This window comes from Cupriavidus basilensis (assembly GCF_000832305.1).
GTDB classification, from domain to species: domain Bacteria; phylum Pseudomonadota; class Gammaproteobacteria; order Burkholderiales; family Burkholderiaceae; genus Cupriavidus; species Cupriavidus basilensis_F.
Map to the genome: position 1 here is coordinate 1,991,811 of NZ_CP010536.1, position 26,030 is coordinate 2,017,840.

General features: G+C 65.5%; 25 protein-coding genes. 6 read left to right on the forward strand and 19 right to left on the reverse strand.

Going from position 1 to position 26,030, the window contains the following annotated elements; translation table 11 throughout:
- Window positions 1-113: 113 nt before the first annotated feature.
- From RR42_RS09400 to RR42_RS39570, 5 genes are all read right to left on the reverse strand, one after another.
- Entirely contained in the window at window positions 114-1,262 is a 1,149-nt protein-coding gene (locus tag RR42_RS09400) for a hypothetical protein (RefSeq protein WP_043351733.1), read from the reverse strand.
- A 176-nt stretch (window positions 1,263-1,438) separates the two neighbouring features.
- Window positions 1,439-2,512, reverse strand: coding sequence for a 2,3-butanediol dehydrogenase (locus RR42_RS09405; protein WP_043351735.1), 1,074 nt, complete (start codon window positions 2,510-2,512; stop codon window positions 1,439-1,441).
- Window positions 2,513-2,856: 344 nt separating this feature from the next.
- Window positions 2,857-4,914: a sigma-54-dependent Fis family transcriptional regulator gene (locus tag RR42_RS09410; protein ID WP_052494551.1), complete on the reverse strand. Its 2,058-nt coding sequence runs from the start codon at window positions 4,912-4,914 to the stop codon at window positions 2,857-2,859.
- A 265-nt stretch (window positions 4,915-5,179) separates the two neighbouring features.
- Window positions 5,180-6,433, reverse strand: coding sequence for a hydantoinase/carbamoylase family amidase (locus tag RR42_RS09415; protein WP_043346029.1), 1,254 nt, complete (start codon window positions 6,431-6,433; stop codon window positions 5,180-5,182).
- A gap of 73 nt (window positions 6,434-6,506) precedes the next feature.
- Entirely contained in the window at window positions 6,507-6,644 is a 138-nt protein-coding gene (locus tag RR42_RS39570) for a hypothetical protein (protein ID WP_201777359.1), read from the reverse strand.
- A 331-nt stretch (window positions 6,645-6,975) separates the two neighbouring features.
- On the opposite strand from RR42_RS39570, the gene RR42_RS09420 reads away from it, so the two are divergent.
- Complete coding sequence (locus tag RR42_RS09420; protein ID WP_043346030.1) at window positions 6,976-7,674, forward strand: TetR/AcrR family transcriptional regulator; 699 nt, start codon at window positions 6,976-6,978, stop codon at window positions 7,672-7,674.
- Between the two features lie 41 nt (window positions 7,675-7,715).
- Here the strand turns inward: RR42_RS09420 and RR42_RS09425 are convergent, their stop codons facing one another.
- The 4 genes from RR42_RS09425 to RR42_RS09440 form a co-directional block, all read right to left on the reverse strand.
- Window positions 7,716-9,137 carry a carotenoid oxygenase family protein gene (locus tag RR42_RS09425; protein ID WP_052494552.1) on the reverse strand — a complete coding sequence of 474 codons (1,422 nt, stop codon included), beginning with the start codon at window positions 9,135-9,137 and terminating at the stop codon, window positions 7,716-7,718.
- 69 nt (window positions 9,138-9,206) lie between these two features.
- Window positions 9,207-10,715 carry an AMP-binding protein gene (locus RR42_RS09430; protein WP_043346031.1) on the reverse strand — a complete coding sequence of 503 codons (1,509 nt, stop codon included), beginning with the start codon at window positions 10,713-10,715 and terminating at the stop codon, window positions 9,207-9,209.
- Window positions 10,716-10,987: 272 nt separating this feature from the next.
- Window positions 10,988-11,575, reverse strand: coding sequence for a G/U mismatch-specific DNA glycosylase (gene mug, locus RR42_RS09435; RefSeq protein WP_082054844.1), 588 nt, complete (start codon window positions 11,573-11,575; stop codon window positions 10,988-10,990).
- Window positions 11,576-11,588: 13 nt separating this feature from the next.
- Complete coding sequence (locus tag RR42_RS09440) at window positions 11,589-12,578, reverse strand: SLAC1 anion channel family protein (protein WP_043346033.1); 990 nt, start codon at window positions 12,576-12,578, stop codon at window positions 11,589-11,591.
- Window positions 12,579-12,773: 195 nt separating this feature from the next.
- On the opposite strand from RR42_RS09440, the gene RR42_RS09445 reads away from it, so the two are divergent.
- The 3 genes from RR42_RS09445 (at window position 12,774) to RR42_RS09455 (ending at window position 15,253) form a co-directional block, all read left to right on the forward strand.
- Window positions 12,774-13,661 (forward strand): LysR family transcriptional regulator, encoded by an 888-nt coding sequence (locus tag RR42_RS09445; protein ID WP_043351742.1) that lies wholly within the window; start codon window positions 12,774-12,776, stop codon window positions 13,659-13,661.
- Window positions 13,662-14,029: 368 nt separating this feature from the next.
- Window positions 14,030-14,518, forward strand: a complete 489-nt coding sequence (locus RR42_RS09450) for a GNAT family N-acetyltransferase (protein ID WP_201777360.1) — start codon at window positions 14,030-14,032, stop codon at window positions 14,516-14,518.
- Between the two features lie 186 nt (window positions 14,519-14,704).
- Entirely contained in the window at window positions 14,705-15,253 is a 549-nt protein-coding gene (locus RR42_RS09455; protein WP_043346036.1) for a hypothetical protein, read from the forward strand.
- A gap of 147 nt (window positions 15,254-15,400) precedes the next feature.
- Here the strand turns inward: RR42_RS09455 and RR42_RS09460 are convergent, their stop codons facing one another.
- The 10 genes from RR42_RS09460 to RR42_RS09505 all read right to left on the reverse strand — a co-directional run bounded on the left by RR42_RS09460 (window position 15,401) and on the right by RR42_RS09505 (window position 24,370).
- Window positions 15,401-16,216 (reverse strand): shikimate dehydrogenase family protein, encoded by an 816-nt coding sequence (locus tag RR42_RS09460; RefSeq protein ID WP_043346038.1) that lies wholly within the window; start codon window positions 16,214-16,216, stop codon window positions 15,401-15,403.
- Between the two features lie 88 nt (window positions 16,217-16,304).
- Window positions 16,305-17,282 (reverse strand): 2-hydroxyacid dehydrogenase, encoded by a 978-nt coding sequence (locus tag RR42_RS09465; RefSeq protein WP_043346040.1) that lies wholly within the window; start codon window positions 17,280-17,282, stop codon window positions 16,305-16,307.
- A gap of 20 nt (window positions 17,283-17,302) precedes the next feature.
- Window positions 17,303-18,247 carry a sugar kinase gene (locus tag RR42_RS09470; RefSeq protein ID WP_043346044.1) on the reverse strand — a complete coding sequence of 315 codons (945 nt, stop codon included), beginning with the start codon at window positions 18,245-18,247 and terminating at the stop codon, window positions 17,303-17,305.
- Window positions 18,244-19,032, reverse strand: coding sequence for a sugar phosphate isomerase/epimerase family protein (locus RR42_RS09475; protein ID WP_052494553.1), 789 nt, complete (start codon window positions 19,030-19,032; stop codon window positions 18,244-18,246). Before RR42_RS09475 ends, RR42_RS09470 begins: the two co-directional genes overlap by 4 nt.
- Window positions 19,029-19,763 carry an amino acid ABC transporter ATP-binding protein gene (locus tag RR42_RS09480; RefSeq protein WP_043346049.1) on the reverse strand — a complete coding sequence of 245 codons (735 nt, stop codon included), beginning with the start codon at window positions 19,761-19,763 and terminating at the stop codon, window positions 19,029-19,031. Before RR42_RS09480 ends, RR42_RS09475 begins: the two co-directional genes overlap by 4 nt.
- The gene (locus tag RR42_RS09485) at window positions 19,750-20,400 is read right to left on the reverse strand and encodes an amino acid ABC transporter permease (RefSeq protein ID WP_043346050.1); all 651 of its coding nucleotides are present in this window, start codon (window positions 20,398-20,400) and stop codon (window positions 19,750-19,752) included. The genes RR42_RS09480 and RR42_RS09485 overlap by 14 nt, the downstream gene beginning before the upstream one ends.
- Entirely contained in the window at window positions 20,397-21,155 is a 759-nt protein-coding gene (locus RR42_RS09490; RefSeq protein ID WP_043346051.1) for an amino acid ABC transporter permease, read from the reverse strand. Before RR42_RS09490 ends, RR42_RS09485 begins: the two co-directional genes overlap by 4 nt.
- A 55-nt stretch (window positions 21,156-21,210) precedes the next feature.
- The gene (locus tag RR42_RS09495) at window positions 21,211-22,014 is read right to left on the reverse strand and encodes a transporter substrate-binding domain-containing protein (RefSeq protein WP_043346052.1); all 804 of its coding nucleotides are present in this window, start codon (window positions 22,012-22,014) and stop codon (window positions 21,211-21,213) included.
- A gap of 207 nt (window positions 22,015-22,221) precedes the next feature.
- Complete coding sequence (locus RR42_RS09500; protein WP_082054845.1) at window positions 22,222-23,277, reverse strand: substrate-binding domain-containing protein; 1,056 nt, start codon at window positions 23,275-23,277, stop codon at window positions 22,222-22,224.
- A 172-nt stretch (window positions 23,278-23,449) separates the two neighbouring features.
- The gene (locus tag RR42_RS09505; RefSeq protein WP_043346053.1) at window positions 23,450-24,370 is read right to left on the reverse strand and encodes a sterol desaturase family protein; all 921 of its coding nucleotides are present in this window, start codon (window positions 24,368-24,370) and stop codon (window positions 23,450-23,452) included.
- A gap of 282 nt (window positions 24,371-24,652) precedes the next feature.
- On the opposite strand from RR42_RS09505, the gene RR42_RS09510 reads away from it, so the two are divergent.
- Both RR42_RS09510 and RR42_RS09515 read left to right on the forward strand, forming a co-directional pair.
- On the forward strand, window positions 24,653-25,606 hold the full coding sequence (locus RR42_RS09510; RefSeq protein WP_043346054.1) for a hypothetical protein: 954 nt from the start codon (window positions 24,653-24,655) through the stop codon (window positions 25,604-25,606).
- A 109-nt stretch (window positions 25,607-25,715) separates the two neighbouring features.
- Entirely contained in the window at window positions 25,716-26,009 is a 294-nt protein-coding gene (locus RR42_RS09515; protein ID WP_043346057.1) for a hypothetical protein, read from the forward strand.
- Window positions 26,010-26,030: the final 21 nt, after the last annotated feature.

A 26,030-nucleotide genomic window follows, 5' to 3' on the forward strand; every position in this document is an offset into this window, starting at 1 on the left:
TGGTTGGGTGCGACAATGCCGTAGCGCTCCATTTCGATCCATCCGTTGTCGCTCATGGCCAGCGCAAAGCGCGCGAGGGGGCGGAGTGCCGGCCAAGCCTTGCGGCAGGTAGATCAGCCGTTCCTCTTCGAAAGACCGTAGAACTCGAAATAGACGGCGTAGATCAGCATGACGTAGTTGAGCAGGTCGACCCAGGTGAGCGGATCGCCGCCAAAGCCGGGGATGATCTGCGCTTCATGCAGCACGGTGCCGGCAAACCATCGCGTATAGGCAAAAAAGGAGATCACTCCAAGGCCCCAGCACGATGCCGCGCGTATGGCCCGGTTCGTGCCGGCACCGAACCGTGTCGGCCAGTTGCCGGCAACGTTGGCCCAGAAGATCAGCCAGAAGGCAATGCATACGCCTAGCTGCGCGGGCCAGCTTGGAAGCATCGCGCCGATTTTTTCAACGGCGCCGGGAGGGATGAGGACCCATCTGAGCAACGCCAGATGCACGGCATAGAGCGCAGTGCCCAGCAAGAAGTTGCCGGCCAGCGCGGCGAGCGCCATATGGCTTTTCCGGGCCAGCCTGTTCCACGGCCAGTTGTCGAAGATCAGGAATGTCGTCAGCCACGCTACGATGACGGAATAGAACCAGCCGATCGCCACCGGCAACGGCAGCAGGATCGCATGCGGCGCGGTGGTGGCCGACACGCTGGGATAGATCAGCAGGAAGTATCCCAGGCCCGTGAGGCAACAGCCGGCGGCGATTTGAGCAAGGCCGCTAGCCGCGGGGCGCAGGCCGCTGTCGGACCACGGCCATCCGGCCATGCCTGTTGCCAGTATGCCGAAGCCGTAGAAGCCGATCAGCACGATCAGGCCGGCCGCGCCGTAGCCGGCGCCGTTGATGGCGCTGAATGCCGGATCCAGTGCGCCGTAGCCATGGACCAGTGCGGCGGGCACGGCGAAGGAGAGCGCCAGCGTCACGACCGTGGCGGCGCAGCCGCGCACGGGCTGCTTCAGCGCTGAGAATCCCGCCATGCCGAAGTTGAAGCCGACGAAGACCAGCACCAGGATGCCCCAGAAGAGGTACATGCCAAATGGCTGGGGGGCGTATTTCCAGACGGCCTGGGCGGGGTCGGCGAACAGGCGCCATACGCCAAGGCTGATGCCGTGCACGATCAGGAAGACGGCCACGGAGAATGCCAATGGCCGCAGCGCTAGTCCGGCAGGCGCGAGCGCTGGTGTGTCTTGAGCTTCGATATTGGGGCTGAGGGGTTCCATGACCGGCATGTCCAGTACGATGAAGGCCCGGCACGCGAGGCGCGCGCTGGCCGCTGCGCGACGCTGCATCGCGCGAGGCCCGCATGCCGGTGGGATGGGAGGGTGGCCGCGTTGGTCAACGCGGCGCGTTGGAATGAGCGGCCGTCAAGCCGTCAAGCCGTCAAGTTGTCCAGCGGTCAGGCTGCCAGGCTGGCAACCGGCTGGACGATGATCTTGACGTTGCCATCCTTGTTGTTGACGAGTTCTTCGAAGCCTTGCGACACAATGTCGGCGAGGGAGATCCGTCCGGTGATGAGCGGCTGCACGTCGATGCGGCCATCGGCGATAAAGCGGATCACGTCGGCGAATTCGCCGTTATAGGCGAGCGATCCGATGATTTCCTTCTCCGTCGATACGATCTCGAAGAAATTGAATGCGCTGGGCTCTTCGAAGATGCCCACCATCACGCATTTCCCGGCCTTGCGGATCACGTCGATGGCAAGCTTCGCCGTGGCCTTGTTGCCGATGCACTCGAAGGACACATCCGCGCCATAGCCGCCGGTCAGTGCCTTGACCTGCGCGATCGCGTCGCATTCCTTGGGATCGATGACGACGTTGGCGCCAACCTCCAGCGCCTTCTTCTTGCGCGCCGACGACATTTCGAGCGCGATGATGCGGCCTGCGCCGGCCGCCTTCGCGCACATGATCGTGCACAGGCCGATGGTGCCGGCGCCAACCACCACAACCGTCTGGCCGACGATGTTGCCGGCTTTCTTCACGGCATGAAGCCCTACCGCCAGCGGTTCGATCAGTGCCCCCGCCTCGGTGGGGAAGTTCTCCGGCAGCTTGTAGAGCAGCTCCGCCGGTACGTTGACGTATTCCGCGAATGCGCCGTTGTTCATCAGGCCGGTGAACGCGAGACTCTCGCAGATGTTGTACAGGCCATGGGTGCAGTAATAGCATTTTCCGCAATGCTGGCAGGCATCCGCGGTGACGCGTTCGCCGACCTTGAAACCGGTCACGCCCGCGCCCAGTTCCGCGATCTCGCCACTGAACTCGTGGCCCAAGATGCATTGCCCCTTCAGACCGGTGAGCGGGTGGGGGTGGTCGACCGGGATAAAGACCGGGCCCGCGACATATTCATGCAGGTCCGACCCGCAGATGCCGCACCAATGCACGCGGATCTTTACCCATCCTTCGGCGGGCTTGTCCGGGACGCGTACCTCCTCGACGCGGACATCGTGGCGACCCCGCCATACGGCGGCCTTCATGCTGGACTGATGTACCGAACCTTCGTTGCTCACGGTTGTGTCTCCATCGTAGTTGTGGGGAATCGACGAAGGGCCATGCGGGTGGCGCGGGTCAACGTGTGGCGTGGCCTTCGTGCAGGAAGGAAACCGCATGATCCATGCCAGAGAGGACAGCAGACGAAGGTGGATGACGAAGGCGCAGCGTGCGCTGCGGCGCAGCGCGGGGAGGGCTCAGGCGCAGGCAGGGTAAAGCGTGGGCAGCGCGGGATTAGTGCTGCGATACAGCATGACGCCGGCGATGGACTGGCAAGCTACGGCGCGGCAAGCGTGAGACGGCCCGGCTCGATCCGGTGAGACACCGTGCCTCAGTCCGCCTCGTCCGCCTGAGCGTCTGTCTGAGCGTCTGTTTGAGACAAGGGCGGCGCTCCAGGCAAGGATGCCGAACCCGGGTAGACGATGCCGTATCTGGCCATCTTGCGGTAGATGGTTGCGCGGCTCATGCCCAGTGCCTTGGCGGTTTCCTTGACGCGCCAGTGGTGGCAGGCGAGCATCTGCGCGATGTGCTCTCGTTCGAGAAGCTCGCCGGGGCGCAGGCCGGCACTGTCGAATGCCTGCGCGGTGACTGGCGGGTTCGCGGGCTGCGGCGCCGCTGGCGCGGCATCGGCCGGGCAGCGCAGGTAGTCGGGAAGATCTTCGGCGACAATGACGCCTTGGGCTGCGGCCAGCGCGCATGCGTAGCGTAATGCCATGCGCAGTTGCCGTACGTTGCCGGGCCAGCGATAGCGGCGGATGCATGCCATTGCCTCCTCGGACAGCGCGGACCGGGTGCCGTGCGCCTGGGCTTCATCCGCCAGGAAGAAGTCGACGAGCTCGCCCAGGTCAGTGCGATCGCGCAGGGGAGGCAGCCGGAACACGGCGCCAGTCAGGCGATAGTAGAGGTCTTCCCGGAAAGTGCCTTCGGAGACCATGCGCGCAAGGTCCCTGTGGGTGGCGCAGATCAGGTTGATATCGACCCGCACCGATTGCTCGGAGCCCAGCGGCACCAGCTCGTTCTCAGCCAGCACGCGCAGCAGCCTCGTCTGCAGCGGCAAAGCCATGTCGCCGATCTCGTCCAGGAACAAAGTGCCGCCGTGCGCCTGGAGTATCTTTCCCTTGAGACCCTTGCGCTTTGCGCCGGTGAATGCGCCTTCCGCGTAGCCGAACAGCTCGCTTTCGATCAGCGTATCCGGGATGGCCGCACAGTTTACGGCGACAAACGGCTGCGGCGCGCGCAGCGAACCGCGATGCACGGCGAGTGCGAATGCCTCCTTGCCTGTTCCCGTCTCGCCCTGCAGCAGCACGGGAATGCGCCGGTCGATGATCTGGAGCGCGCGGGCGAGATGCGACGAGACCTGTGGGTCGCCGGTGACCAGGCGATCGCTGGCGATGGCACGGGCCGCCGGCTCGGCGTGGCCGGCGGCCGGGTGTCCCGGCGGCAGCGATATCGTGCGCAAGGCCTGGCGCGGCGGGCGAAGTCTCGCGAAAAAGCGGTCCCCGCCACGGGTCAGGCGCAACGGGAACATCTCCAGGCCGCTGTTCAGGTCGATGACCTGTCCGGCATTGAGATCGAACAGATGCTGGACGTTCGACGGAATCGCGGTGTATAGCCTGCTCAGCATGCTTCTCGTCTGCCGGTTCATCGATGCGATGTTTCCGGCATCGTCGAATGCAATCAGCAGTTCGGGGTGCAGGCTCAGGTAGTCCTGGCTGCGGTGCAGGTACAGGGTCCACAAGTGGCCGGTATCGTGGAGCAGGTAGGCGTTCTCGATCATCTCCGCCGCCTGGCACACCCAGGCGTAGATCAGTTCCTGCGAGTCCCGGTTTTCACTGTTTCGCACGGCCGATACGTCCAGCACGCCGGTGAGTTCGCCGGCTGGCGAGATGATGGGCGCGGCGGTACAGGTCAGGCAGGTGAACGCTGCCCTGAAGTGATCCTCGGTGTGGACGGTGATGGGTTCCTTGTCTGCCAGCACGCAGGCCACGCCGCTGGTCCCCTCGGCGTCCTCCGTGAAATAGCGGCCGTGATACAGGCCGTGCTGCCGATATTCCTTGCGCCGGTCTTCCTGCCCACGAAAATCGATCAGGGCGCCATCGGCGTCGGCCACCAGCACGCAATAGCCCGCCTTGCCAACGATGCCGTGCAAGCGCTCCACCACCGGGCTCGAGAAGCGCAGCAGGGCCTCGGCGCGATTGCGTCGGTCTTTCAGCTCCGCCGCACTGATGACGCGCGGGCCTGACGTATTGCCCGGATCCAGCTGAAAGGTATTGAGCGAGCGGGTCCAGGAGCGAAACAGGCGCGCCTGCGCCGCCGCTTCATGGAATGATGCATTGTCGACCACGGATGAAACGCGTCGTGCGTGTTGCAGTGCATATGATTGCGTCATGCCAGCTTCCTCAACATGCGTCACGCCAATTGCAAGGTGCGTCGGCGTTCGATAGGTCGACACGGCTGCGTTGTGTGCCACGATCACGCGGCACCGGTCTGCGTGCCGCGTCTTTTTAGCACATCCCGAACCGGCGCTCACATTGCAGCGCAGCACGGGAACCGCGTCAGACGCGATTCGTGCCTCGCGCAGCGCCGGAAACGAGATCAGCCGGCGGCAGTCGATATAGACCGGGCTGGCCCGGCCGGAACGGCTCGGCCGTGGCTCAGAGGCTCGCGATGGTGTCGTCCAGCACCTGCACGCCGAGCAGGAAATCATCGATGTCCATGGCCTCGTGCGGGTTGTGCGAGCCGTTTTCGTTGCGCACGAAGAGCATGCCGGTGGGGATGCCGGCGTTGGCGAACAGCGAGGCATCGTGCCCCGCGCCGCTTGGCACCGGCTCAACCGGGAGGTCACGTTGCCGGCATGCCTGCGTGAGCAGCGCACAGAGCCTGCCGTCCATGGTGGCCGGGGCCGATTCGATGCGGCGGTCGAACGCGAACCGCACGCCGCGATCGCGCGAGATCGCCTTGCATTCCGTGCGCAGCAGTTGATGGAAGCCTTCCAGCGTTTCCTCGCTCTTGCTGCGCGCTTCGAAGCTGAAGCTCACCATGCCGGGGATGCGGGAGATCGAATGCTCCGCCGGGCTGGTGCTGACCACGCCAGTGGTGACGACCAGGTCGATACCGCGCTCCAGCAGCACGCGCCAGTGCTCGTCCAGCCGCGTGATCAGGTCGGCCACGGCAAACATGGCGTCCTTGCGCAGCCATCGTGGCACCGCGCCGGAGTGCCCGGCCTCGCCGATGCACTGGATCCGGTTGTGCCGCACATTGCCGCGGATGCCGGGCACCACCGCCACCGGCAAGCCGCGCGCGACCATCACCGGGCCTTGCTCGATATGCAGTTCCAGGTAGGCATGGACTTTGGCTTTGTCGAGCAGCGGCGCCTGCGCGCGGATCGCCTCGACATCGGCGCCGGCGGCGGTCATGCAGGCCGCCAGCGACGCGCCGGAATGCCGGTGCGCCAGCGCCAGGTCGTCGGCGCTGAGCTTGCCCAGCAGCGCGCCCGAACCCATGTACGCCTTGCCGAACCAGGCACTTTCCTCGCCCCGGAAGCCCACCACCTGCAGCGGCACGCGCGAGTGCCGGCCGGACCGCTTTTGCCGGAACTGGCAGAGCAGGCCAGCGACGATCCCCGCCAGCCCGTCGAAGTTGCCGCCTTGCGGGACGGAGTCCAGGTGGGAGCCGACCCACGTCGCTGGCGCGCCCGTGTCGGCTTGCGGCAGGCGCAAGACGAGATTGGCGGCGCGGTCGGCCTGCGCTTGCAGGCCGTGGCGCAGCGCGAAGTCCCGCAGGTAGCTGGCCGCCGCGGTTTCGCCCGCGCCGTAGCTGTCGCGGGTCACGCCAACGCCATCGAACGACAGCTCGCGCATGTCCTTGAAGAGCTGTTCGGCGACCGGCTTGAGTTCCAGAATTTCCATGACACGTTTGTTGATCGTTGCAGTGACGCGCCAGCGGCATGCGCCGGCGCGAGCGGTCTTTTGCGCATGGCGCTCAGCCGGATTGCTGCGCGAAGCGCAGCCAGCGGTCGCTCAAGTGCGGGTCGATCCGGACCTGGCCCACCAGGTCGAGCAGCGCCTCGGTGCCGGTTTCCTGGCAATAGTCCTGCAGCCCATCGATGATCTTTTGCATGACGCCGGGTTGCGGGCCACTGCAGGTAAGCCGAAATACGTCTCAATTTGTAGACTGTATAGGGAAAAAAATACCCGGATGGATCTGGCTGCAGGCACTACTCTGCAAATACTCTTTGATCCGTTGCCATTCGGTATCTGTCTTTTTTTTTAGATTACGCGTGGAAAATCGCGTTTGCAAGGGTTTTTTTAGAGGCCGATGGCATGCTGGAGCGGTGGCTCGCATACGCTTCTCGCTAGTCTGCAGTAGCCATGGCAGCACAATCGTCTAATTATTGAGAATGCCGAGGGCATTCATGCCGCGGCCCGGGCATTTGGTAAACTCCGCTCCCATGAAAAAACCAGCAACAGCACGCGGTGACGCCCCGGTAAAGCAGGGCCAGTCCCAAGGTGGAACCACCAAGCCGGAAGGGCAGTGGCACCATGGCGACCTGCGCGCTTCGCTGATTGCGTGGGGCACCCATCTGCTCGATACCGAGGGGATCGCGGGCATGAGCATGCGCACGGCAGCCAAGCTCGCTGGCGTCTCGCCGGGCGCGCCGGCCTATCATTTCAAGGACCGGAACGGGCTGCTGGCCGCCATTGCGGCCCAGGCGTTTCGCGACCTGGTGGCGTATCGCCGCCAGAGCGTCGAGAACATCGACCCTGCCGATGCGCAAGGGCGGCTGCGGGCGATCATGCTCGCCTACGTGGCGTTCGCCCAGGCGCATCCCGCGCGGTTTCACCTGATGTTCGGGCCGGAGATTGCGGACCGGGAGCAGTATCCGGAGCTGGCGGAGGCGGGTGCTGCCTCGTTCCAGGTGCTGCGCAGCGCCATCGGGCCCGTACTGCAGGCGCCAGGCGTCGGCGGGCTCAGCGAGGAGCAACTGGCGTTCTCCGTGTGGGCCGCCACGCACGGCCTGGCCACGCTGACCATCGACCGCCGCCGCCTGCCTGTGGCCTCCACGCACAAGCCCACGGCCGAGCAGATGGCCGATGTTGTCGTGCAGTTCTGCCTGGCGGCGTTGCGGGGATCGGCAACGCCGCGCTAGTTTGATCAGTGGGCCAGTCAATGCGCCGGCATGCATCCGCCTCAGTCGGCGGGACGCCAGTTGCCGTGGAAGCCGGCGGGCACGCGATGCGACAGGTGTACCAGCGCCACCGGCCCTGCCGCCAGCGCCTGCGCGTTGAAGATAGCCATATCGCTGCGGTTCTCCGCGGCGCGCCAGATCACGGACAGCAGCCAGCCGTCGCCCTCATCGGCATCCGCATGGCGCGGGACAAACACGGGTTCGCCGCATTTGTCGCCGGCCGGCGGCTGGTACTGCGCGACCTGCCCGGTGGCCAGGTCGATATGCGCCAGGCCGCTGCGCAGGCTGTCGCCCTGGGTGGAGGCGGAGATATCCCCACTGCAGTAGTAGCCGTGCCGGTAGGGCAGCATGGCAAAGCGCTCGTCCAGGCGCGGAAACTCGCCCGGCGTATCGCATAGCGGCTGCTCGCGATACGTGCCGGATTTCCCCGCCAGGTCGAAGGTCCAGCGCACCAGGCTGGCCACGGGCGCGCCGTTGGAGAGCGGGCGCCCGTCCGGGCCGGGGAACAGCGGCGGCACGTCGTACTTCATCATGTCGCAGACGATGCCGCCGTGCGGCGTGTCGAAGGCGTTCATCGGATGGAAGACGTAGCACGGATCGCCGGTGAACCAGCGCACATCCGCCGCGGTGCCGTCGCGCGGCAGGATGCCGATGTGCGTGCCTTTGTCCGGTTCCCACGCATAGGCCGGCTGGCCGTTGGTGGCGCGCGCCATCGATCCCGTCAGCGGGAAGATGGGAAACAGGATGTGGGTGCGCGTCACCACGAAGTCATGGACCATGCTCGGGAACGGCGCGACGATATGCACGGAGCGCAGCAGCTTGCCCTGGCTGTCTGCCACATGCAGCATCAGGTCCGGCGTGAACGGGCCGCGGGCGCCGTAGCCGAAGAAGACCATTTCGCCGTTGACCGGGTCGATCTTGGGGTGCGCGGTCATGGGCCCGGAGAATTTCTCATCGAAGGTCTGGTAGCCGCGCGGCGCCAGCGATACCGGGTCCACTTCGAACGGCATATGCGCTTCTTCCAGCGCCAGCAGGCGCCCGCCATGCCAGACCACGTTGGTATTGGCCACGGTGGAGTTCAGCTCAAGCAGCCTGGGGTCCGTCAGGTGCCGGCTTGCCAGCGAGCCTGACAAGCCTTCGCCGTTCTTGTTTTCCATGACCCATTTCGGCGTGCGGATCCAGCGGTTGCGGTAGGACACGCGGCCCTTCTCGAAATGAAACGCGTGCAGCATGCCATCGCCCGAGAACCAATGGTATTTGCCGCGCGGCGCGAACTGCGGATTCGGCCCGTTGCGGTAAAAGGTGCCGCGCAGCCCGGCCGGCACCTCGCCCGTGACCGGCAGGTTAGGCGCGTCGCACTCGGCGTGCAGCGGCGCGAAGTAGCCGGACAAATAGGGCTCGTTGGTGGGGAAGGCGATGGCCATGGGTGCTGTCTCCGATCTGTTTTATCCACCTGCTTTTGATGGGTTTGATGCGCTTGGGCACCGCTGGATTCAGATGGCGCGCGCCTGGCCCTGCCAGTGCGGCTCGCGCAGCCGGCGCTTGAAGATCTTGCCGGTGTCTTCCCGTGGCAGCGTCGCGTGGATCTCGACGATGCGCGGCACCTTGTAGTTGGCAATGCGCTCGCGCAGGAAGGCTTGCACCTGCGCGCCATCGAGGCCGTGCCCGGGGCTTGGCTGGACCGCGGCGGCCAGGCCTTCGCCGAACTCCGCATCGGGAATGCCGAAGACCGCGCAGTCCGCCACGCCCGGCATGGTCTGCAGCACCGACTCGATCTCCGCCGGATAGATATTCACACCGCCCGAGATGACCATATCGGCCTTGCGGTCGCAGATGTGCAGGAACCCGTCTTCATCCAGGTAGCCCATGTCGCCCAGCGTGATCAGCCCGTCGCGCTCCATGGCCGCACGGGCTTCGGGCCGGTTGATGTAGGTGAAGTCGGGCAGCGCGCGCTGGCGCACATAAATCAGGCCGATTTCCCGCGCCGGCAACGCGTTGCCGTCCTCGTCCAGGATGCGGATTTCGGCATCGGGAAGCGCGCTGCCTGCCGAGCCCGGATGGCGCAGCCAGTTCGCCGAGTCGGCGAACGTGGTGTAGCCTGCCTCGCTCGATCCGTAGGCCTCGGTGATGATGGGCCCGAACCACGCGATCATGGCCTGCTTGAGGGGAACGGGGCAGGGCGAGCCGGTCGAGGCCACCTGGCGCAGCGCGGACAGATCATGCCCCGTGCGCGCTTCAGGCGGCAAGGCCAGCAGGCGCTGGTACATGGTCGGCACCAGGTAGGCATGCGTGACCTTGTGGCGCGCCAGCAGCGCAAGCGCGCGCTGCGCATCGAAGCGCGGCTCCAGCACCAGCGTGGCGCCCAGGTTGCAGAAGTGCGAGAGATAGGCCATGGCCGCGCTGTGGTAGATCGGCGCGCTTAGATAGGCCGTCACGTCCGCCCCTGTGCCGTAGACGATGTCGGTGACCCGCTGCAGCCGCTGTTCCATGGCGGCGCGCTCTTCGGGCGCGCCGGGAATGCGGCGCACGCCTTTGGGCTTGCCGGTGGTGCCGGAGGTATAGGCGATGGCCCCGTGCGAGGTGCCGGTGCGCGCGGGCATGGCTGGCAGGCCCGCCCCGAAATCCGCCCAGTGATGCGCCTGCGGGCTGGATGGCGGCGCCGCGCCGCGCGAGACCAGGATGACACCGACGCCCGTGGGGATGCCTTCACGCACCTGGTCGAGCAGGTCCGCATCGACAACCAACGCGCGGGCGCCGCTGTCGGTCAGGATATGGTTGGCTTCCAGCGCCTTGAAGTGCCAGTTGATCGATGCCAGGTACAGCCCCGCCTGGCGGCAGGCCAGCACAAGCGCCACGTACTCCGGGCTGTTGCGCAGCATGGCGGCGATGGTGTCGCCCTCCTTGCATTGCAGATCGTGCAGGCCAGCGAGAATGCGCTGGATCTCCCCTTTCATCCAGTCGGCCGAATATGCTCGCCCGTCAAACCATAGTGCCGGAACCATCGTGTCTCCTGTCGTTGGTCGTCTCGCCTGCCAGGCGGCTCGATCGATTCTTCTTTAACTATGCACTGATCAGTTGTGGACTCTAGCAGGCGGATCATGACGTTGCAAGGAGGTTTTACGCGCGTGGAGGGGGGCGGCAGATAGCGGCACGCGGAGGGCCGCGTGGTGGGGAGCAAGGGGGTAAGGGGGCAAGGGGGCAAGGGGGCAAGGGGGCAAGGGGGCAAGGGGGCCACCGCGGCCCCGAGGCTTTCCGATGTCCTGTGTTTTGCGGTCTATTGCGCAAACCAGGCTTTCGGCGAGGCATACGCAAGGTACAACGTTCTATAAGCCACAACGAGTTCATCGAGGCTGAACGAGCGGTTCAACCCGCTCGGATTTGGAAGGATCCACACTGTCGACCCGCCCAACATCGCGTTCTGGCGTCCCCATGACACGTGCCGCTGACCTGATATCGCTGCGTATGCGGCCTTGCCCAGGAAGGCGATACAGGCGGGGCGATGAAGTTCGATTTTCTTCAGTAGCGCCGATGTCGATGCATGGAATTCATGCGGTGAAAGCTGATCGGCCCGCGCGGTAGGCCGGGCAACGGCCGTTGTCAATCCGCACCGGTGGGCGAGCAGGTCCCGGTCGTTTTCCGGGCGCATCAGCACTGGCGTGAAACCGGCCAGATGCAAGACTCGCCAGAAGCGGTTGCCATTGCCTTCAAAGTGGTGGCCGCCTGCCGCCGCTTTCATGCCGGGATTGATTCCACAAAAGACGACTGCCAAGCCTTCCGATATCACGTCCGGTAGCGATGGTGATGGCGATGGCGCACCGCCTGTCGGGTCGGAGACGATGCGCAGGTCCTGGACTTCGGTCATGTCGTTCGCCGTTTCAACCGCCGAGCAGCTTACCGTTAAGGAGAATGTGCAGCGTTTTGACAAAGAGAACCCCAATCGCGAGGGTCAGCATGGCGAGCAGGATGATGGCAATCGCCTTCACGGGCCAGGCCTGGACGAACATCGCGTATTTCAGCGACGCAATCGCCAGCGCTGCCATTGGAAAGCTGATTGCCCACCAACCCGAAGCGAACGGCATTCCCCTGCGAAACACCTTGGGCGCCAGTGTGAGGAATACAAAGAGACCGAAGTAGAACAGCAACCCGGAGAACGTGTCGACGTGCTGCGTAAAGTTGGTGTAGGCAAGAAAGCCCACTTCAAACGGTGCCATCAGGATCAGCAGCGAAGGGACCATGCCGGCGGGCAGCGGTTCGTGGTGAATCATTCGCGACATGATCATCGTAAAGAACAAGAGGGCAATCATTGTGCCAACGGCCAGCGCGAAGAGGTTGACTTCATGCGCCCACGGCATTGGCATGGTCCCGCCGGCAACGGCGATGTCCAACGTGGCCACACCCGGGATGAACCAGGCGGGAACGGCGTGCGCCGCGTCAATCTTTCCCCGCAGCAGCCGGCCCGCAATCGCAAAGCAGAGCGCAAGCGTGAAAATGGTACCCACCGTCCACATGATTTCGGAGAGCGTCGGGCTCAATGGCGCAACGACCGATGAAAGCAGCAGGATAGCGATCGTGATCGTGCCAAAGAAATTGCCGGCGACGGGATGCCGGTACTCGGCGACAACCGCCTCAGGATGTTTGACTGCCTTGACGAGATAGCCCGCGCCCAGCACGACGAACACCACCAAGGCGAGGATGCCGGCTGCATCGGAGATCAGCGGACTTACCCCGAACTCGTGGCTGGCCTGGCGCCACGCAATGGACAGTCCGGCAATGCCCATGACCGACGCAAACAGGTTGACGGGCAGATTTTTGATGGAAGCGGTTGCGCGCAAGGACTGCGGGTGGGGACTCGAAAGCGTTGACACAGCACATTCTCCAGATTTTTGCGGACCTGAGACGTGGCAGCCCAGAGCAGCCAATCGACAAGCCTCAAATCGTTCGCCGCCTCGTTTGCCGGGGCAGTGCGGCCGATAATATGCTCTTCCACCTAAGAAGATAATCTGCCATTATTGGAAATCATCCTCCCAAAAATTGAGAACGTGGCCGATCGCTTCGAATCCATGTCGATCCTGGTGGCTGTCGTCGAGGCAGGCAGTTTTTCTGCTGCGGCGCGCCAGCTCAAGATGCCGCTCGCAACGGTGAGCCGCAAGGTCGCAGACCTGGAGTCGCACCTGAAAACCCGGCTACTGCACCGCTCCACCCGACAGCTTTCCCTCACCGAAGCCGGGCAAGCGTATGTCGCCGCATGCCGGCGCATTCTCGAGGAAGTGGGGGAGGCGGAGCGTGCGGCGTCGGGGGAGTACGCGGCGCCCAAAGGCGAGATCGTCATCACCGCGCCCCTCGTCTTCGGACGCCTGCACGTCTTGCCGGTGGTCGCGGATTTCCTCAAGATCTATCCGGACATCGATGTGCGGATGGTGCTGACCGACCGCGTGGTGCCGCTGCTTGAAGAGCACGTCGATGTCGCATTGCGGGTTGCCGACCTGCCCGACAGCAGTTTCGTCGCGGCACGGATTGGCACCGTGCGCCGGGTGGTGTGCGCAAGCCCGGCCTACTTCGCCGAACACGGCATGCCGACGAGCCCCCTTGAGCTCACCGCGCATGCATGCATCACGTTTGAACGGATGACATCCAGGCAGGTTTGGACCTTCATGTCGGGCAAGTCGGAGATCGCGGTGCCCGTGCGTTCGCGGCTTGCCGTCAGCACCGCCGAAGCCGCGGTCGATGCGGCGGTGGCCGGCGTCGGGATCACGCGCGTGGCGTCTTATCAGATGGCGAGCGCGTTGCGCGCCGGTGCGCTCAAGATCGTGCTCGCACCGTTCGAGCCGGCGCCGTGGCCCGTCAGCCTTGTTCACACCGGACAGGGCATCCTGCCGCTGAAGCTGCGCGCTTTCCTTGATTTCGCCGCGCCGCGCTTGAAGGCTCGGGTGGTGGAGGTGGAAGTCTGACGTTTGCGGGTCGAGGGTGCGTGCGCCGCCGCTGAGTTGCGGATTCAACCGGTCGATGCAACACAGGCCGATCCGAGAGGTTGGCAACCGGCAGGCCCAGTCTGCTCAGTGGGTACTCAGTGGGTAGATTGCGTATTTCAATAAGCTCGGCCAGGAGCGGCCCTTGACCTTGATATTGACAATCCGCAAAGCGTCCACCACTATCCGGGTATGCCCCACATACGCCAGATGAACATGATGTGCTTCTCCATGACCGCCTTCGGCGGGCCATGACGTCGTACGCATCCAGGATTCAGCGTATTACTCGAAGCCCCGCCAACAATGACGGGGCTTTTTGCTTCTCCGTCACTGATGGCCATGAACGGAGAATGGAAATGCCGGAAATTCGACGAGCCAGGCGAAGCGATGCCCAGGCGGCATTCGATATTCGCCGTCTGGCGATTCATGATCAATGCGGCACCGCCTATACCCCGGAGCAGGTCCAGGCTTGGACGACCGTGCCGCTCACGGAGTGGTATAGAGACCTGGTGGAAAATCACTTTCACCTGGTCTGCATCCAGGGGGATCCCGTCGCCACCGGCATGATCGATTTCGAAAAGAGAGAATTGGGGGCAATCTTTGTCCACCCCGACTTCATGCAGCGCGGCCTGGGCATGAAAATGATGACCCACCTCGAATGCCTGGCACGCCAGGCCGAGTTGACTGAAATCAATCTCGAGGCCACGTTGAACGCCGCCGCCTTTTACCGGCGATGTGGTTTCATCGGCGATAAGCCGTCTGTCTACCAATCCCCCTCGGGGCTTCGGCTGGCCTGCATGCCCATGGTGAAGAAGCTTGCGTTGGCGCCTGCCGGATGACTTTTTCGGCTTGGGGATTCAGCGAGGAGCCATGCGAACCGGCTATGCTTGCTGCCTTCGTCGCACTCCGGTAGTCTCCCTGTCTGGCAAAAGACCAAGGTGCATATGGCCGTCTCGAATGGCCGCTTCGTGGAGCGGACCGCGGACCATAGGATGCAAATTTCGCATGCGGTGGGGAAAATGTAGATGACTCTGATTGACGATTTTCTGCCTCGTTATGATTTCCGCGAGCGGCACGCTGCGCGCGTACACGCGCCGGCGAACATGATTCTGGATTGCGTTACTCGCCAACGTGTGCAAGATGATCCGCTGGTACGACTGGCCATTGGCCTGCGCGAACTGCCGTCGCGCTTGATGAGCCGGTCGAGCAGACCCCCGCTTGATCTCGACGATTTCACATTTCTTGGCCGCGAGGGGGATGCCGGGCTAGCGTTCGGACTGACAGGCGCGTTCTGGCGGGCAGATTACGGTTTGCTGGACATTGCGTCCCCCGAAGCCTTCAAGGCGACTGTCAGACTGGACGTCTGCCAGCTCGTCATGAGCTTCAACGTAGATGCCGATGCGTCAGGCGCGTCCGTGCTGAGCACGGAGACCCGGGTGTTTTGTCCAACCGCGGCAGTTCGTCGCCGCTTTGCGCCCTACTGGTACGTCATCCGTCCTGTCAGTGGGTTACTCCGGCGGCGTATGCTTGCCAGGGTTCGGCGACAGGCCGAACGTCTCGCCACGGAACGATGAGAGCCATCCGGCCTTCATCGCGATGAGGGAATAGGCAAGGCTTGCGCTACCAGCGAACTCACCGCGAAGCCCGCATGGTTCGCAGCGAGTGGCTAGCCGCTAACGGCGAGGGTCGGAGGCTTGCGGTGGGAGGCGGGCGATGGGCCGTCAGGACTGGCGTGCGATCTCCTCCAGCAGCGCCGCCTCCATCGCTTCGATCGGCGCGCGTGCGCAGCCGGTGTAGAACTCGACCTGGGCGCAAGCCTGGTGCAGCATCATGCGCGTGCCGTCGATGGTGCGGCAGCCAAGCTCGGCGGCGTCCCGGATCAGCTTGCTCCTGACCGGGATAAAGGCAGCGTCCATGACGATCAGGTGGGCGGCAAGCTGCCCGGCCACGGGGTTGACATCGGGGGCGCGAAAGCCGGCGGCCGTTGCGTTGGCGAGCAGGTCGAAGTCTGCCGCCCGGAAGTCGGACAACGCGCCGCCAAAGCGCAGGCCAAGCGAGGCGGCCAGTTCCTCGCCGCGCGCCGCGGTGCGGTTGAATAGGGTCACGGCGGCGCCGGCCTCGCGCAATCCATAGGCCATGGCACGCGCCGCGCCGCCCGCGCCCAGCAGCGCGATGCGCTTGCCCTGCAGCTCGGTCACCTCCTGGAAGGCACGTACGGCGCCGATGCAATCGGTGTTGTAGCCGGTCAGCACGCCATCGACATTGTTGATGGTGTTGACCGCGCCAATGGCGCGCGCGGTCTCGTCGAGGTGGTCGAGGTGAGGGATCACGGCCTGCTTGTGCGGCATTGATACGTTCATGCCGCGCACGCCCAGCGCGCGGATCGATTGCACGGCGCCGGGCACGTCCTGCACGCCGAAGCAGACGAAGGTGTAGTCGATCTCCAGCGCCCGGTAGGCCGCGTTGTGGATGCGTACATTGAAGGTGAAAGGCTCGCCCATGATCGAGCCGCACAGCGTGGGAATGGAACGGGGCATTGCGGATGGTCCTTGCGGGAAGGTTCGGGCAGCGGCTTAAGCGATTAAAGCGGCTTAGGCGATTAAAGCGATTGCAGCGATGAGCGATTCAAGAGGCCATGGCCGTCAGGTCGAAGCGCGTGGCGGGTGGCCGGCCGGCCAGCGCGTCCAGCAGATTGCGCGTGGCCAGTTCCGCCATGGCGCGGCGGGTTTCATGCGTGGCTGAGCCGATGTGGGGCAGGGCCGTCACCCGCGCATGGCAGCGCAGCGGCGAATCCTGCGGCAGCGGTTCGGTGGCAAAGACGTCGAGCCCGGCCGCGCGCAGGTGGCCGCTGTCGAGCGCCGCGAGCAGCGCGTCTTCCTGCACGATCTGGCCGCGGGCGCCGTTGACAAAGATGGCCCCCGGTTTCATCAGCGCGAACTCGCGCTGCCCCATCAAGCCGCGCGTGCTCTTGGTTAGCGGCAGCGTGACGGCGACGATGTCGGCGCGGCGCAAGGCGTCGTCGAGTTCCGTGCGGGTGGCGCGCCCCACGAGATCGGGCGGTTCGGCGGCAGTCTCGTTGACGTACAGCACCTCCATGCCGAAGCCGAGCGCCGCGCGGCGCGCCACCGCCTGGCCGATACGCCCGAAACCGAGGATCGCCAGCGTCTTGCCGTGCACGTCCCAGCCGAACAGGCTTTCACCGATATTGGCGGCCCAGCGGCCTTCGCGCACATGGGCGGCGAGTTCGACCAGGCGGCGGCTGGCCGCCATGATGAGCGCGAAGACCGTGTCGGCGGTGGTCTCGGTGAGTACGCCGGGCGTATGGCAGAGCGTAATGCCACGCCGGCGCAGGCAGGCGAGATCATAGTTGTCGACCCCCACCGAAATGCTCGAGATCACTTCCAGCCGGCCGGCTTCTGCCAGTTCGGCCGCGCCTAGCTTGACGCTGGAGCCGATCAGGCCGTGCGCATTCGCCAGCGCGGCGCGAAAGGCCGGCCGTTGCGGCGGCTGGCGCGGGTCGGCGACGATCACGTCATGCTCCGCTTCGATCCGGGCGAGCAGGTCGGGCGGAATGGGACGGAACACCAATACATTCTTGCGCATCGCAAATCCTTGCTGTGACTTCACAGGTTGCTGGCCGCCAGCAGGGCATGGGTCGGCAGGCCTTCGGTATCGCCGCGCACCTGCACCGCCCGCGCGCCGATCCATGCGCCGCGCCGGACGGCGTCGGCCACCGTCCGGCCTTGCAGCAGCGCGCTGATGACGCCCACGGCAAAGCCGTCTCCCGCGCCGACGGTGTCGACGACACGCTCGACGCTGAACGCGGGGACATGGCCGGTGCCGGCTTCGCCATCGAAGTAGGCGCCTTCAGCGCCCAGCTTCACCACGACCAGCCTGGCGCCGCGCCCACGGTAAAAGGCGGCGATGCGTTCGGGCTCGGCATGGCCGGTCAGGAAGCGGCCTTCCTCGATGCCGGGCAGCACCCAGTCGCACTGTTGGGCCAGGTTGTTCAACGTCTCGCGCATCAACTCGGGCGTGGCCCACAACGCGGGGCGCAGATTGGGATCGAACGAGACCGTGCGGCCGGCAGCCCGCATGGTGGCGATGGCCTGGCGCGTGGCGGCCTGCGTGCCTTCGGCCAGCGCGGGGAACACGCCGGTGACGTGCAGGTGCCGTGCGCGCCGTAGCCACCGGTCGTCCAGATGCTCCGGGTTCATGCGGCTTGCGGCCGAGCCGCGGCGGTGATATTCCACGGGCGGATCGCTGCCGTCGTCGACCCGTCCCTTGAACTGGAAGCCGGTGCGCTCGCCGGGCTCGCACACCACCTGGCTGCAATCCACGCCTTCGCGCCGCATTTCACCGAGCAGGTAGCGCGCCATCGAATCATCGCCGAGGCGGCTGGCCCATCCGACCTTCAGGCCCAGGCGCGACAGGCCGATGGCCACATTGGTCTCGGCGCCGGCGGTGCGCTTGTGGAAGGTCTGCACGCCTTCGAGCGGCCCGGCTTCACCGGCCACCAGCATCAGCATGGCCTCGCCCAGCGTCACCACATCCAGATCCGGGCTCATGCGGGAATCTCCACCGAACGCAGCAGTTCGACATGCTTGCGCGTGACCTGTACCAGGTCTTCGCCTTGCAGCGGAAACTCGATGGCGCGCGCAACGCCGGCGGGCAGGCGGCGCAATACGCTGCGCCATGGCGCGGCAGATTGGTCCAGCGGCACGGCAACCCACCTGGCGGGCGTGCGCAGCACGCCTTTGCAGTGCACATAGCCCACCTGCGCGGCGAAGGCCTGCGCGGCGTCGAGGGGATCTTCGCCCGTCCAGTGCCAGTTGCCCATGTCGAAGGTCATCGGCACCGTCTTGCCGAGCGCCGTGGCACGCGCGAAGAAGTCGCGCAGCGGCGGTACGGTGCCGGCGCTGGCGGTCTGGTCGTTTTCCACGACGAGCTCGATGCCGCCGTGCCGCAGCCACGGGAGCAATCCTTCAAGCGCGGCGCCTTCCCGGTAGCCGCCCAGCGACATCTTGACGCTGCCGGCACCGAGCGCCAGCGCGGTTGTGAAGGCGCGGTCGAGCGCGGCGAGGTCGAGGCTACCGGTTTCGCTCCAGAGGCCTTCGGGGCTAGACCAGACCACGCTTAGCCCATGGTGTTCGGCGACCGCGCGCTGTTCCCTGACTTCATCCTTGTGTCCGCGCTGGAGTTCGCCGCGGTATTCCACGCCGTCCGCGCCGGCCGCCGCGGCAATCCGCCCCAGGGCCGCCTGCCCGTCGCGCCGGGCGAGGTCCGCGCCATAGGCCGTGAGCGAGATCAGCACCGGCGGCTGCAAAGAACCATCTTGTTGCCGCCGGGTCATTTCAGGGCTCCCGCGCTGAGGAATTGCTGCAGTTCCGGTGTCCGTGGCTGCGCGAACAGTGCCTTTGACGGGCCGGCCTCGTGCACCTTGCCCTGGTGCATGAAGATGGTGGTATGCGCCATGCGGCGCGCGAACTCCATCTCATGCGTCACCAGCACCATGGTCATGCCGGAAGCGGCCAGGTTTTCCATGACGCGCAGCACTTCCGCGGTCAGCTCCGGATCGAGCGCGGAGGTCACCTCGTCGAACAGCATCACCTTGGGTTCCATTGCCAGCGAACGGGCGATGGCCACGCGCTGCTGCTGGCCGCCGGAGAGCTGCTCGGGGTAGCAGTCCTTCTTGTCCTGCAGGCCGACCTGGGCCAGCACCTGGTCGACGATGCCGTCGATCTTGTCGGTGGCCATCTTCTTGACGATGGCAGGCGCCAGCGCAATGTTCTCGCCCACCGTCAGGTGCGGGAAGAGGTTGTAGCTCTGGAACACCATGCCTACGTCGCGGCGCAGGTCGAGCAGCCGCTTCCTGTCGTGGTCCAGCTTGTGCCCGGCGACCGTGATATTGCCGGCGTTGATGGTTTCCAGGCCGTTCAGGCAGCGCAGCATGGTGCTCTTGCCGGAGCCGCTGCGGCCGATGATGGCGACCACCTGGCCCGGCTCGATGGCAAACGACACGCCCTTCAGGACTTCGACGGGGCCATAGGATTTGTGCACGCCTTGTGCTTCAACGATGGGCATGGAGCCTCCTTTCCATGCGCCTGGCTGCCGAAGAAAGCGGGAAGCAAAGCGCGAAGTAGATAAGTGCGACGACGACGAAGACCGCGAAGGGCTGGAAGGTCGCGTTGTTGATCAGCTGGCCGGCGCGGGTGAGTTCGATGACGCCGATGATGGAGGTGATCGAGGTGTTCTTGACCAGCTGGACCGAGAAGCCCACCGTGGGCGGCAGGGCCAGCCGCACGGCTTGCGGCAGCACCACATGGCGCAGCTGCTGCCAGCGGGTGAGGGCGAGCGCCTCGCTGGCCTCCCACTGCCCTTGCGGCACGGCCTCGATGCAGCCCCGCCAGATCTCGCCAAGATAAGCGCTGGCGTAGATCGACATCGCCAGCATGGCCGCCGTCATCGGCGACAGCTTGAGCCCGAGCACGGAGAGGCCGTAGTAGCTCAGGAACAGCACGATCAGCACCGGCGTGCCTTGCACGATCTGGATATAGACCGTGCTGGCGAGGCGCAGCAGGGCGCTTCTGGAGGTCCGCGCCAGCGCCACCAGGAAGCCGGCCAGCGTGCCGCCGACGAAGGCCAGCAAGGTCACCCACAGCGTCCAGCGTGCTGCCAGGAGCAGGATTTCAAGATGATTCCAGGAGAACTCGGTGATCATTTCGCGCTCCCTGCCACCGCCGGCGTCAGCGCCGCATGCGCCAGCGGTGCAACGCGGGCAGTGCGCGCGGCCTTCCTGGCGCGCGCCACCACGCGGCGCCGCCGGAACACCAGGTTGCCGATCAGGGCAAACATGGCGCGCAGGAGCAGTGCTAGCCCGATGTAGATGAACATGACAAGGATGTAGCTCTCGAAGGTGCGGAAGGTCTGCGAATCGATCTGGCTGGCGACCGCCGTGAGCTCTTCCACCGAGATCGCCGACACCACGCTCGAAGTCAGCATCATCAGCGTGAACTGGCTGGTCAGCGCCGGATAGACCTTCTCGAAGGCCGGCACCAGGGCGACGTGGCGGATCAACTGCCAGCGCGTCATGCCCAGCGCGGCGGCGGCTTCGAGCTGCGAACGGTGGACGGCCTGCAGGCCGGCCCGGATGATCTCGGTCGAGTAGGCCCCGAGATTGACCGTCATGGCAATCACCGCGGCGGTGATGGCATCGATCTGCAGGCCGATGGTAGGCAAGCCGAAGAAGATGATGAAGAGCTGGATCAGGAAGGGCGTGTTGCGGATCGCCTCGACGTATACCCTGGCGGCGCGCTGGAGCCAGGGGCCGCCAAACGCTGCCGCGATGGCGCCGGCGGTGCCGACCAGCGTGCCGAGCAGGATCGAGCCAAAGCTGAGCGCCAGCGTCATGGCCGCGCCGCGCGCAAAGCTATCCAGCTGCGACAGCACCGGGCTCCATTCAAATTGATAGTTCATGCGGGTCTCCTGGCGCGCAGGCTGACGCCCGCGCGCAACGTCGGGCTTGCCGGGGTCAGAACGTTTGCAGCGCGGGCAGCGCCTTGCCGGTCCACTTCTGCGCAATGGCGTCGAGCTCGCCATTGAGCTTGACGTAGGAGATGGTGGTGTTGAGCCACTGGCGCAGCTCGAAGGCGTCCTTGCGCACGGCCATCGAGTTCGGTTGCACCGAGAACGCGAACTTGGCATCGAACTTGCCGGCGCCGCGTGCCTTCATGATCTCGTTGCCGGTGGTGCTGGGCAGGGCAATGGCTTCGACCTGGTTGCTGATCAGCGCCTGCGCGCAGGTCGCGTCGTCCTCGAAGCGGACGATGCTCATGCCGGGCACAGCCAGGCGGGTCAGTGCCGTGTCCTGCGTGGTGCCGCGCGTCACGCCAACCTTCTTCTTCCCAAGCTCAGCCAGCTTGGCGTACCTGGCCGCGACCGGCGCGAAGATGGTCAGCTCGAACGCGCTGTAGGGCGAGCTGAACATGATGGCCCGCGCCCGCTCGGGCGTCGGCGCCAGGGTGGCGACCAGGAAATCGACCTTGCCGGCTTCCAGCGCCGGAATGCGGCTGGGAGAGGTGAGCGGCACGATATCGACCGGCACGCCGAGGTACTTGCCCAACAGGTTGGCCACGTCGACATCGTAGCCGGCGGGCTTGCCGGTGGCGTCGGTGGTGCCGAAGGGCGGCGCGCCCGTCACCACGCCGATGGTGACCTTGCCCCTCTTGACGATCTCGGCGACGGTCTGCGCCTGGACTCCGGCCGAGGTGCTGGCCAGGACCAGCAGCGTGAGCACGGGCGCGGCAATCTGGCGCAACAAGCGTTGGATGTTCATCAATGTCTCCTGCACGTTCTGTGGAATGTGTCGCTGGCGTCGCAGCGATCGGCAAGTACGGTTCTGAAACCGGTTTCAGAATTATAGGAAACCGGTTTCAGAACTCCAGCAGTGGAAACCCTTACGGGTGGAACGGGGGGATGGAGCGAGGGAGAGGGTGGCGCTCGTTACGCCGTCGCGTCGCCAAGAACGACTTTCGGCTTCCTGTCAGCCGCGGCGCGTCGACCCGCGCTTGACCAGGGTGCCAGGCAACAGGACCTGGCGCGGCGCAAGCTGCGCGCCTTGCAGCCGCTCGATCAGGCAGTTGGTGGCGGCGCGTCCGATGTCGTCGGTGGGCTGGGAAATGGTGCTCAGGCCAGGGCCGACCAGGGCAGCCCATTCCGGATCATCGAACCCGACCAGGCCGAGGTCGGTACCGAGCTGCCACCCCAGCCTGGCGGCGGCGGCGGCCACGCGCAGCGAGATCACCGCATTGGCCGCCAGCACGGCTACCGGCGCCTCGCCGGCGTCGCGGCGCAGGGCGCGCAGCGCTTCGTCGAGAGCGGCGTCGTCACCGGTACGGGCTTCGAACACGCTTCCGCCCAGCGAGTCCTCATGCTCCGCGATGAAGTTCTGGAAGGCCCGGGCCCGCTCGTTGCGCGAGCTGATGGCCTTGATCGGCTCGCTGATGAAGAGCAGGCGCCGGTAGCCGGCTTCGAGCAGGTGGGCGGCAGCCTCGTGAACCGCGGAGAGGTTATCCAGGGCCACCAGGTCGACCTGGGCGTCGCCGACCTTGCGGTCGACCAGCACGACCGGCTTGCCCAGTTGAGCGGCATCGGCAAGGGCGCCGGCGTCGTGGCCCAGTGTGTGCAGGATGAAGCCCTCGACCCGGTAGGCTGACAGCGAGCGAATGGCTTCGCGCTCCAGCTGCTCGTCATTGCCCAGGTTGAACAGCATCACCATATAGCCAGCGTCGCGGCAGGCCTTCTCCACACCACGCAGTACGGCCACCGAGAACGAATTGGAAACGTCCGCCACCACCAGCCCGATCAGGCGCGACTTGCCACGCTTGAGCGCCTGCGCCATGGGACTCGGGCTATAGCCCAGCGCGCGCACGGCCGCGGCCACGCGTGCCTCCACGTCGGCGGACAACTGCTCGCCGCCCCGGTTCAGGAAGCGCGACACCGTCGCTTTGGAGACGCCCGCATAGTTGGCAACGTCCTGGATGGTGAGTGTCTCTGCGGGCTTCAGGTCGGACTTGGGTTGTGTCACAGCGTGTGGCATGGGAAGTCGGTCTCGGTGAAACCAGTTTCAGGATTATGCATCGTGCGTACCTGTCTTGCCAGCACCCCGGGTCGAGCGCGAATGCCGCCACATCGCGCAGATCCGCCGGGTCGCGACAGGCACGCCGATCGTGTTTGCGTCGCGTTCCAGTTTGGCTGGCTTGCGCACGGGGTCAGCGAGTAGAGGCAGGCGGTGGCGAGCCGCAGTGGCGCCGGCGCAGGTTCTCCGTGGTCTGGCCAGTGCCGTCCGCGCGCCAGCCGGGCGGCAGCATCACGTAACGGATGGCGGTCCATGCATTGCCCGCCGACGCGATATCCCGCGCAAGGCTGACCCAGTGCTCGAACTGGTTGACGAGCGGGTTGCGCGTATGCGTCGGCGTGACCAGGCCGTAACGGCACGGTTCGTCGGCGCGTTCCTCGACGTAGGTGCCGAACAGGCGATCGAACACGATCAGCACGCCGCCGTAGTTGGCATCCAGGTAAGCGGCATTCGACGCGTGGTGCACGCGGTGGGCCGACGGCGTGTTGAGCACGTATTCGAGCCAGCCGAGCTTGGGCATCCACGTGTTGTGCAGCCAGAACTGATACAGCAGGTTGAACATCAGCGTGGCGAGCACGACCTCAGGGCGCACGCCAAGCCAGACGAGCGGCGCGAAGAACATCGCCGAGCCGCTCAGCTTGCTGGTCCAGCCAAGGCGATAGGCGGACGACAGCGTCAACTGGTTCGGCGAGTGATGAACCGCATGCGTGGCCCAGAAGAAACGGATGCGGTGCGACGCGCGGTGATACCAGTAGTAGCAGAACTCCTGGCCGACAAACAGCAGCAGCGCCATCAGCGCGCTGTTGATCGTGACGGTAAAGAGGCGATGATCCCAGGCGAAGGCGAAGATCGGCGTTGCCAGCGAGAGCGGCAGCAGCGCGAACAGCTTGCCGCCGGCCAGGTCGGCCAGCGACAGCCACGTTTCATTCCAGTCGAACGGCGCGGCGCTGTCGCGCAGCTTTCGGGTCAGCACGAAAGCCTCGATCAGCGAGACGGCGACGATGAACGACGTGGCTAACGCGACATAGAGTGCGATGTTTCCAGTGGTGTGCATGATGGGCGCGGAACAGGTTGGGGTGGGACGCGTCGTGCGCGGCAGTGACCGCCGTCGCGTCGGGTGAGGCCACTGTAGTGGGCGGCCGCGGGCAGAGCCAGGCGGGAAATATGTCGCCCGATGTCAGCCAATCCGTCAGCCAATCCGTCAGCCCGGCCGGTGTAACACCGCGACATGTTTTCCATGGCGAATGTTTCGCACCCTCGTCCTATAGTTCGTCCCGTTGCCAGGCCGCAGTGCGTGACCTGACCCGAACCCGAACCCGAACCCGAAGGACATCCCATGAAACGCCATCACGTTGTCACAGCGGCCGCGTCGCTGATCCTCCTCGCCAGCACCCCGGCCTTCGCTGGCTGGTCGGGCCACGGCACGGCCTACACGCCGCACGGCGTCTACAACGGCGCGCATGCCGGTTCTTGCTCGGGCGCAAGCTGTTCGCACGCCGGTGGCGTCGCCGGCCCCTACGGCGGGATCGCGACGAATACCGGCACGGTGACCCGCACCGCGCCCGGGCAGTTCTCCAACTCGGGCACGGCGATCGGGCCCAACGGCCGCTCGGTACAGCACGCTGGCGACACCAGTTGCGCCGGCGGCACCTGTTCGCACACGGGCAACCTCACCGGACCAAACGGCCAGACTGCTTCCACGGCGGGCAGCGTGACGCGTGACGCGCCGGGCCAGTATGCATCGTCGGGCACGATCACCGGCTCGAACGGCAACACGGTCAGCCACGCGGCATCGACCACTTGCGCCGGCGCGACGTGCGCCCGTTCGGGGACGGTGACCGGCGCGGACGGCGGCACCGTCACCCACTCTGGCACCGCGACGCGCGTGGCGCCGGGTGTCGTGACGACGGGCGCCGCGACGGTGGTGCATGGCGGCACGGTGACGACCGCAGGCACAGTCACTACCGGCGGCACGGTGACCACGGTGGGCGCCACCGTGGCGGTTGGCGCCGCACCGGTGGTCGTCACGCCTGCGCCAGTGGCCTATGTGCCTCCGCCTCCGGTTGCCTATGTGCAGCCCACGCCTGTCTACCTGCCGCCCGCGCTGCCCCCGAAGGCGGTCTACGTCGCCCCGCCGGCGCCCAAGGTGGTGGTGGTTGCGCCGCCGCCCCCGCCTCGGGTTGTGTATGTCGCGCCGCGTGCCGTCTACGTGGCACGGGCGCCGCGTGCGGCGGTCATGGTGCCCGGACACTGGGTCGGCCGCGTCTGGGTGCCCGCGCACTGGGCCTGACGGCCATCAGCCCAATCTGATTGTTCCGGATCGATGCGGATTGATGCGGATTGATGCGGATCGACTACCCCCGCCGGCATCGAATGTCGGCTACACCACGGAGAACACCATGAAGCAGATGATCGCGGTTTTGATTTTGTGTATTGTTTCTGCAGGCGCATCCGCGCAGAGCGTCGCGCCACCAGCGGGCGCCAGCGCGCGGGTGGAACGTGCGATGCAGCAATTGCAGATGCGCTTCGCCAATGCCAACACGACGCGCGACGGCAAGCTGACCCGGGAACAAGCGGCGGCGGGCATGCCGATGGTCGCCAGCCATTTCGATGAGATCGACACGCAGCAGGCCGGATACGTCACGTTGGCGCAGATCGAGGGGTTCATGAGACAGAAGGCAATGGCTCGCTGATCACCACTGATCGCCGGTGAT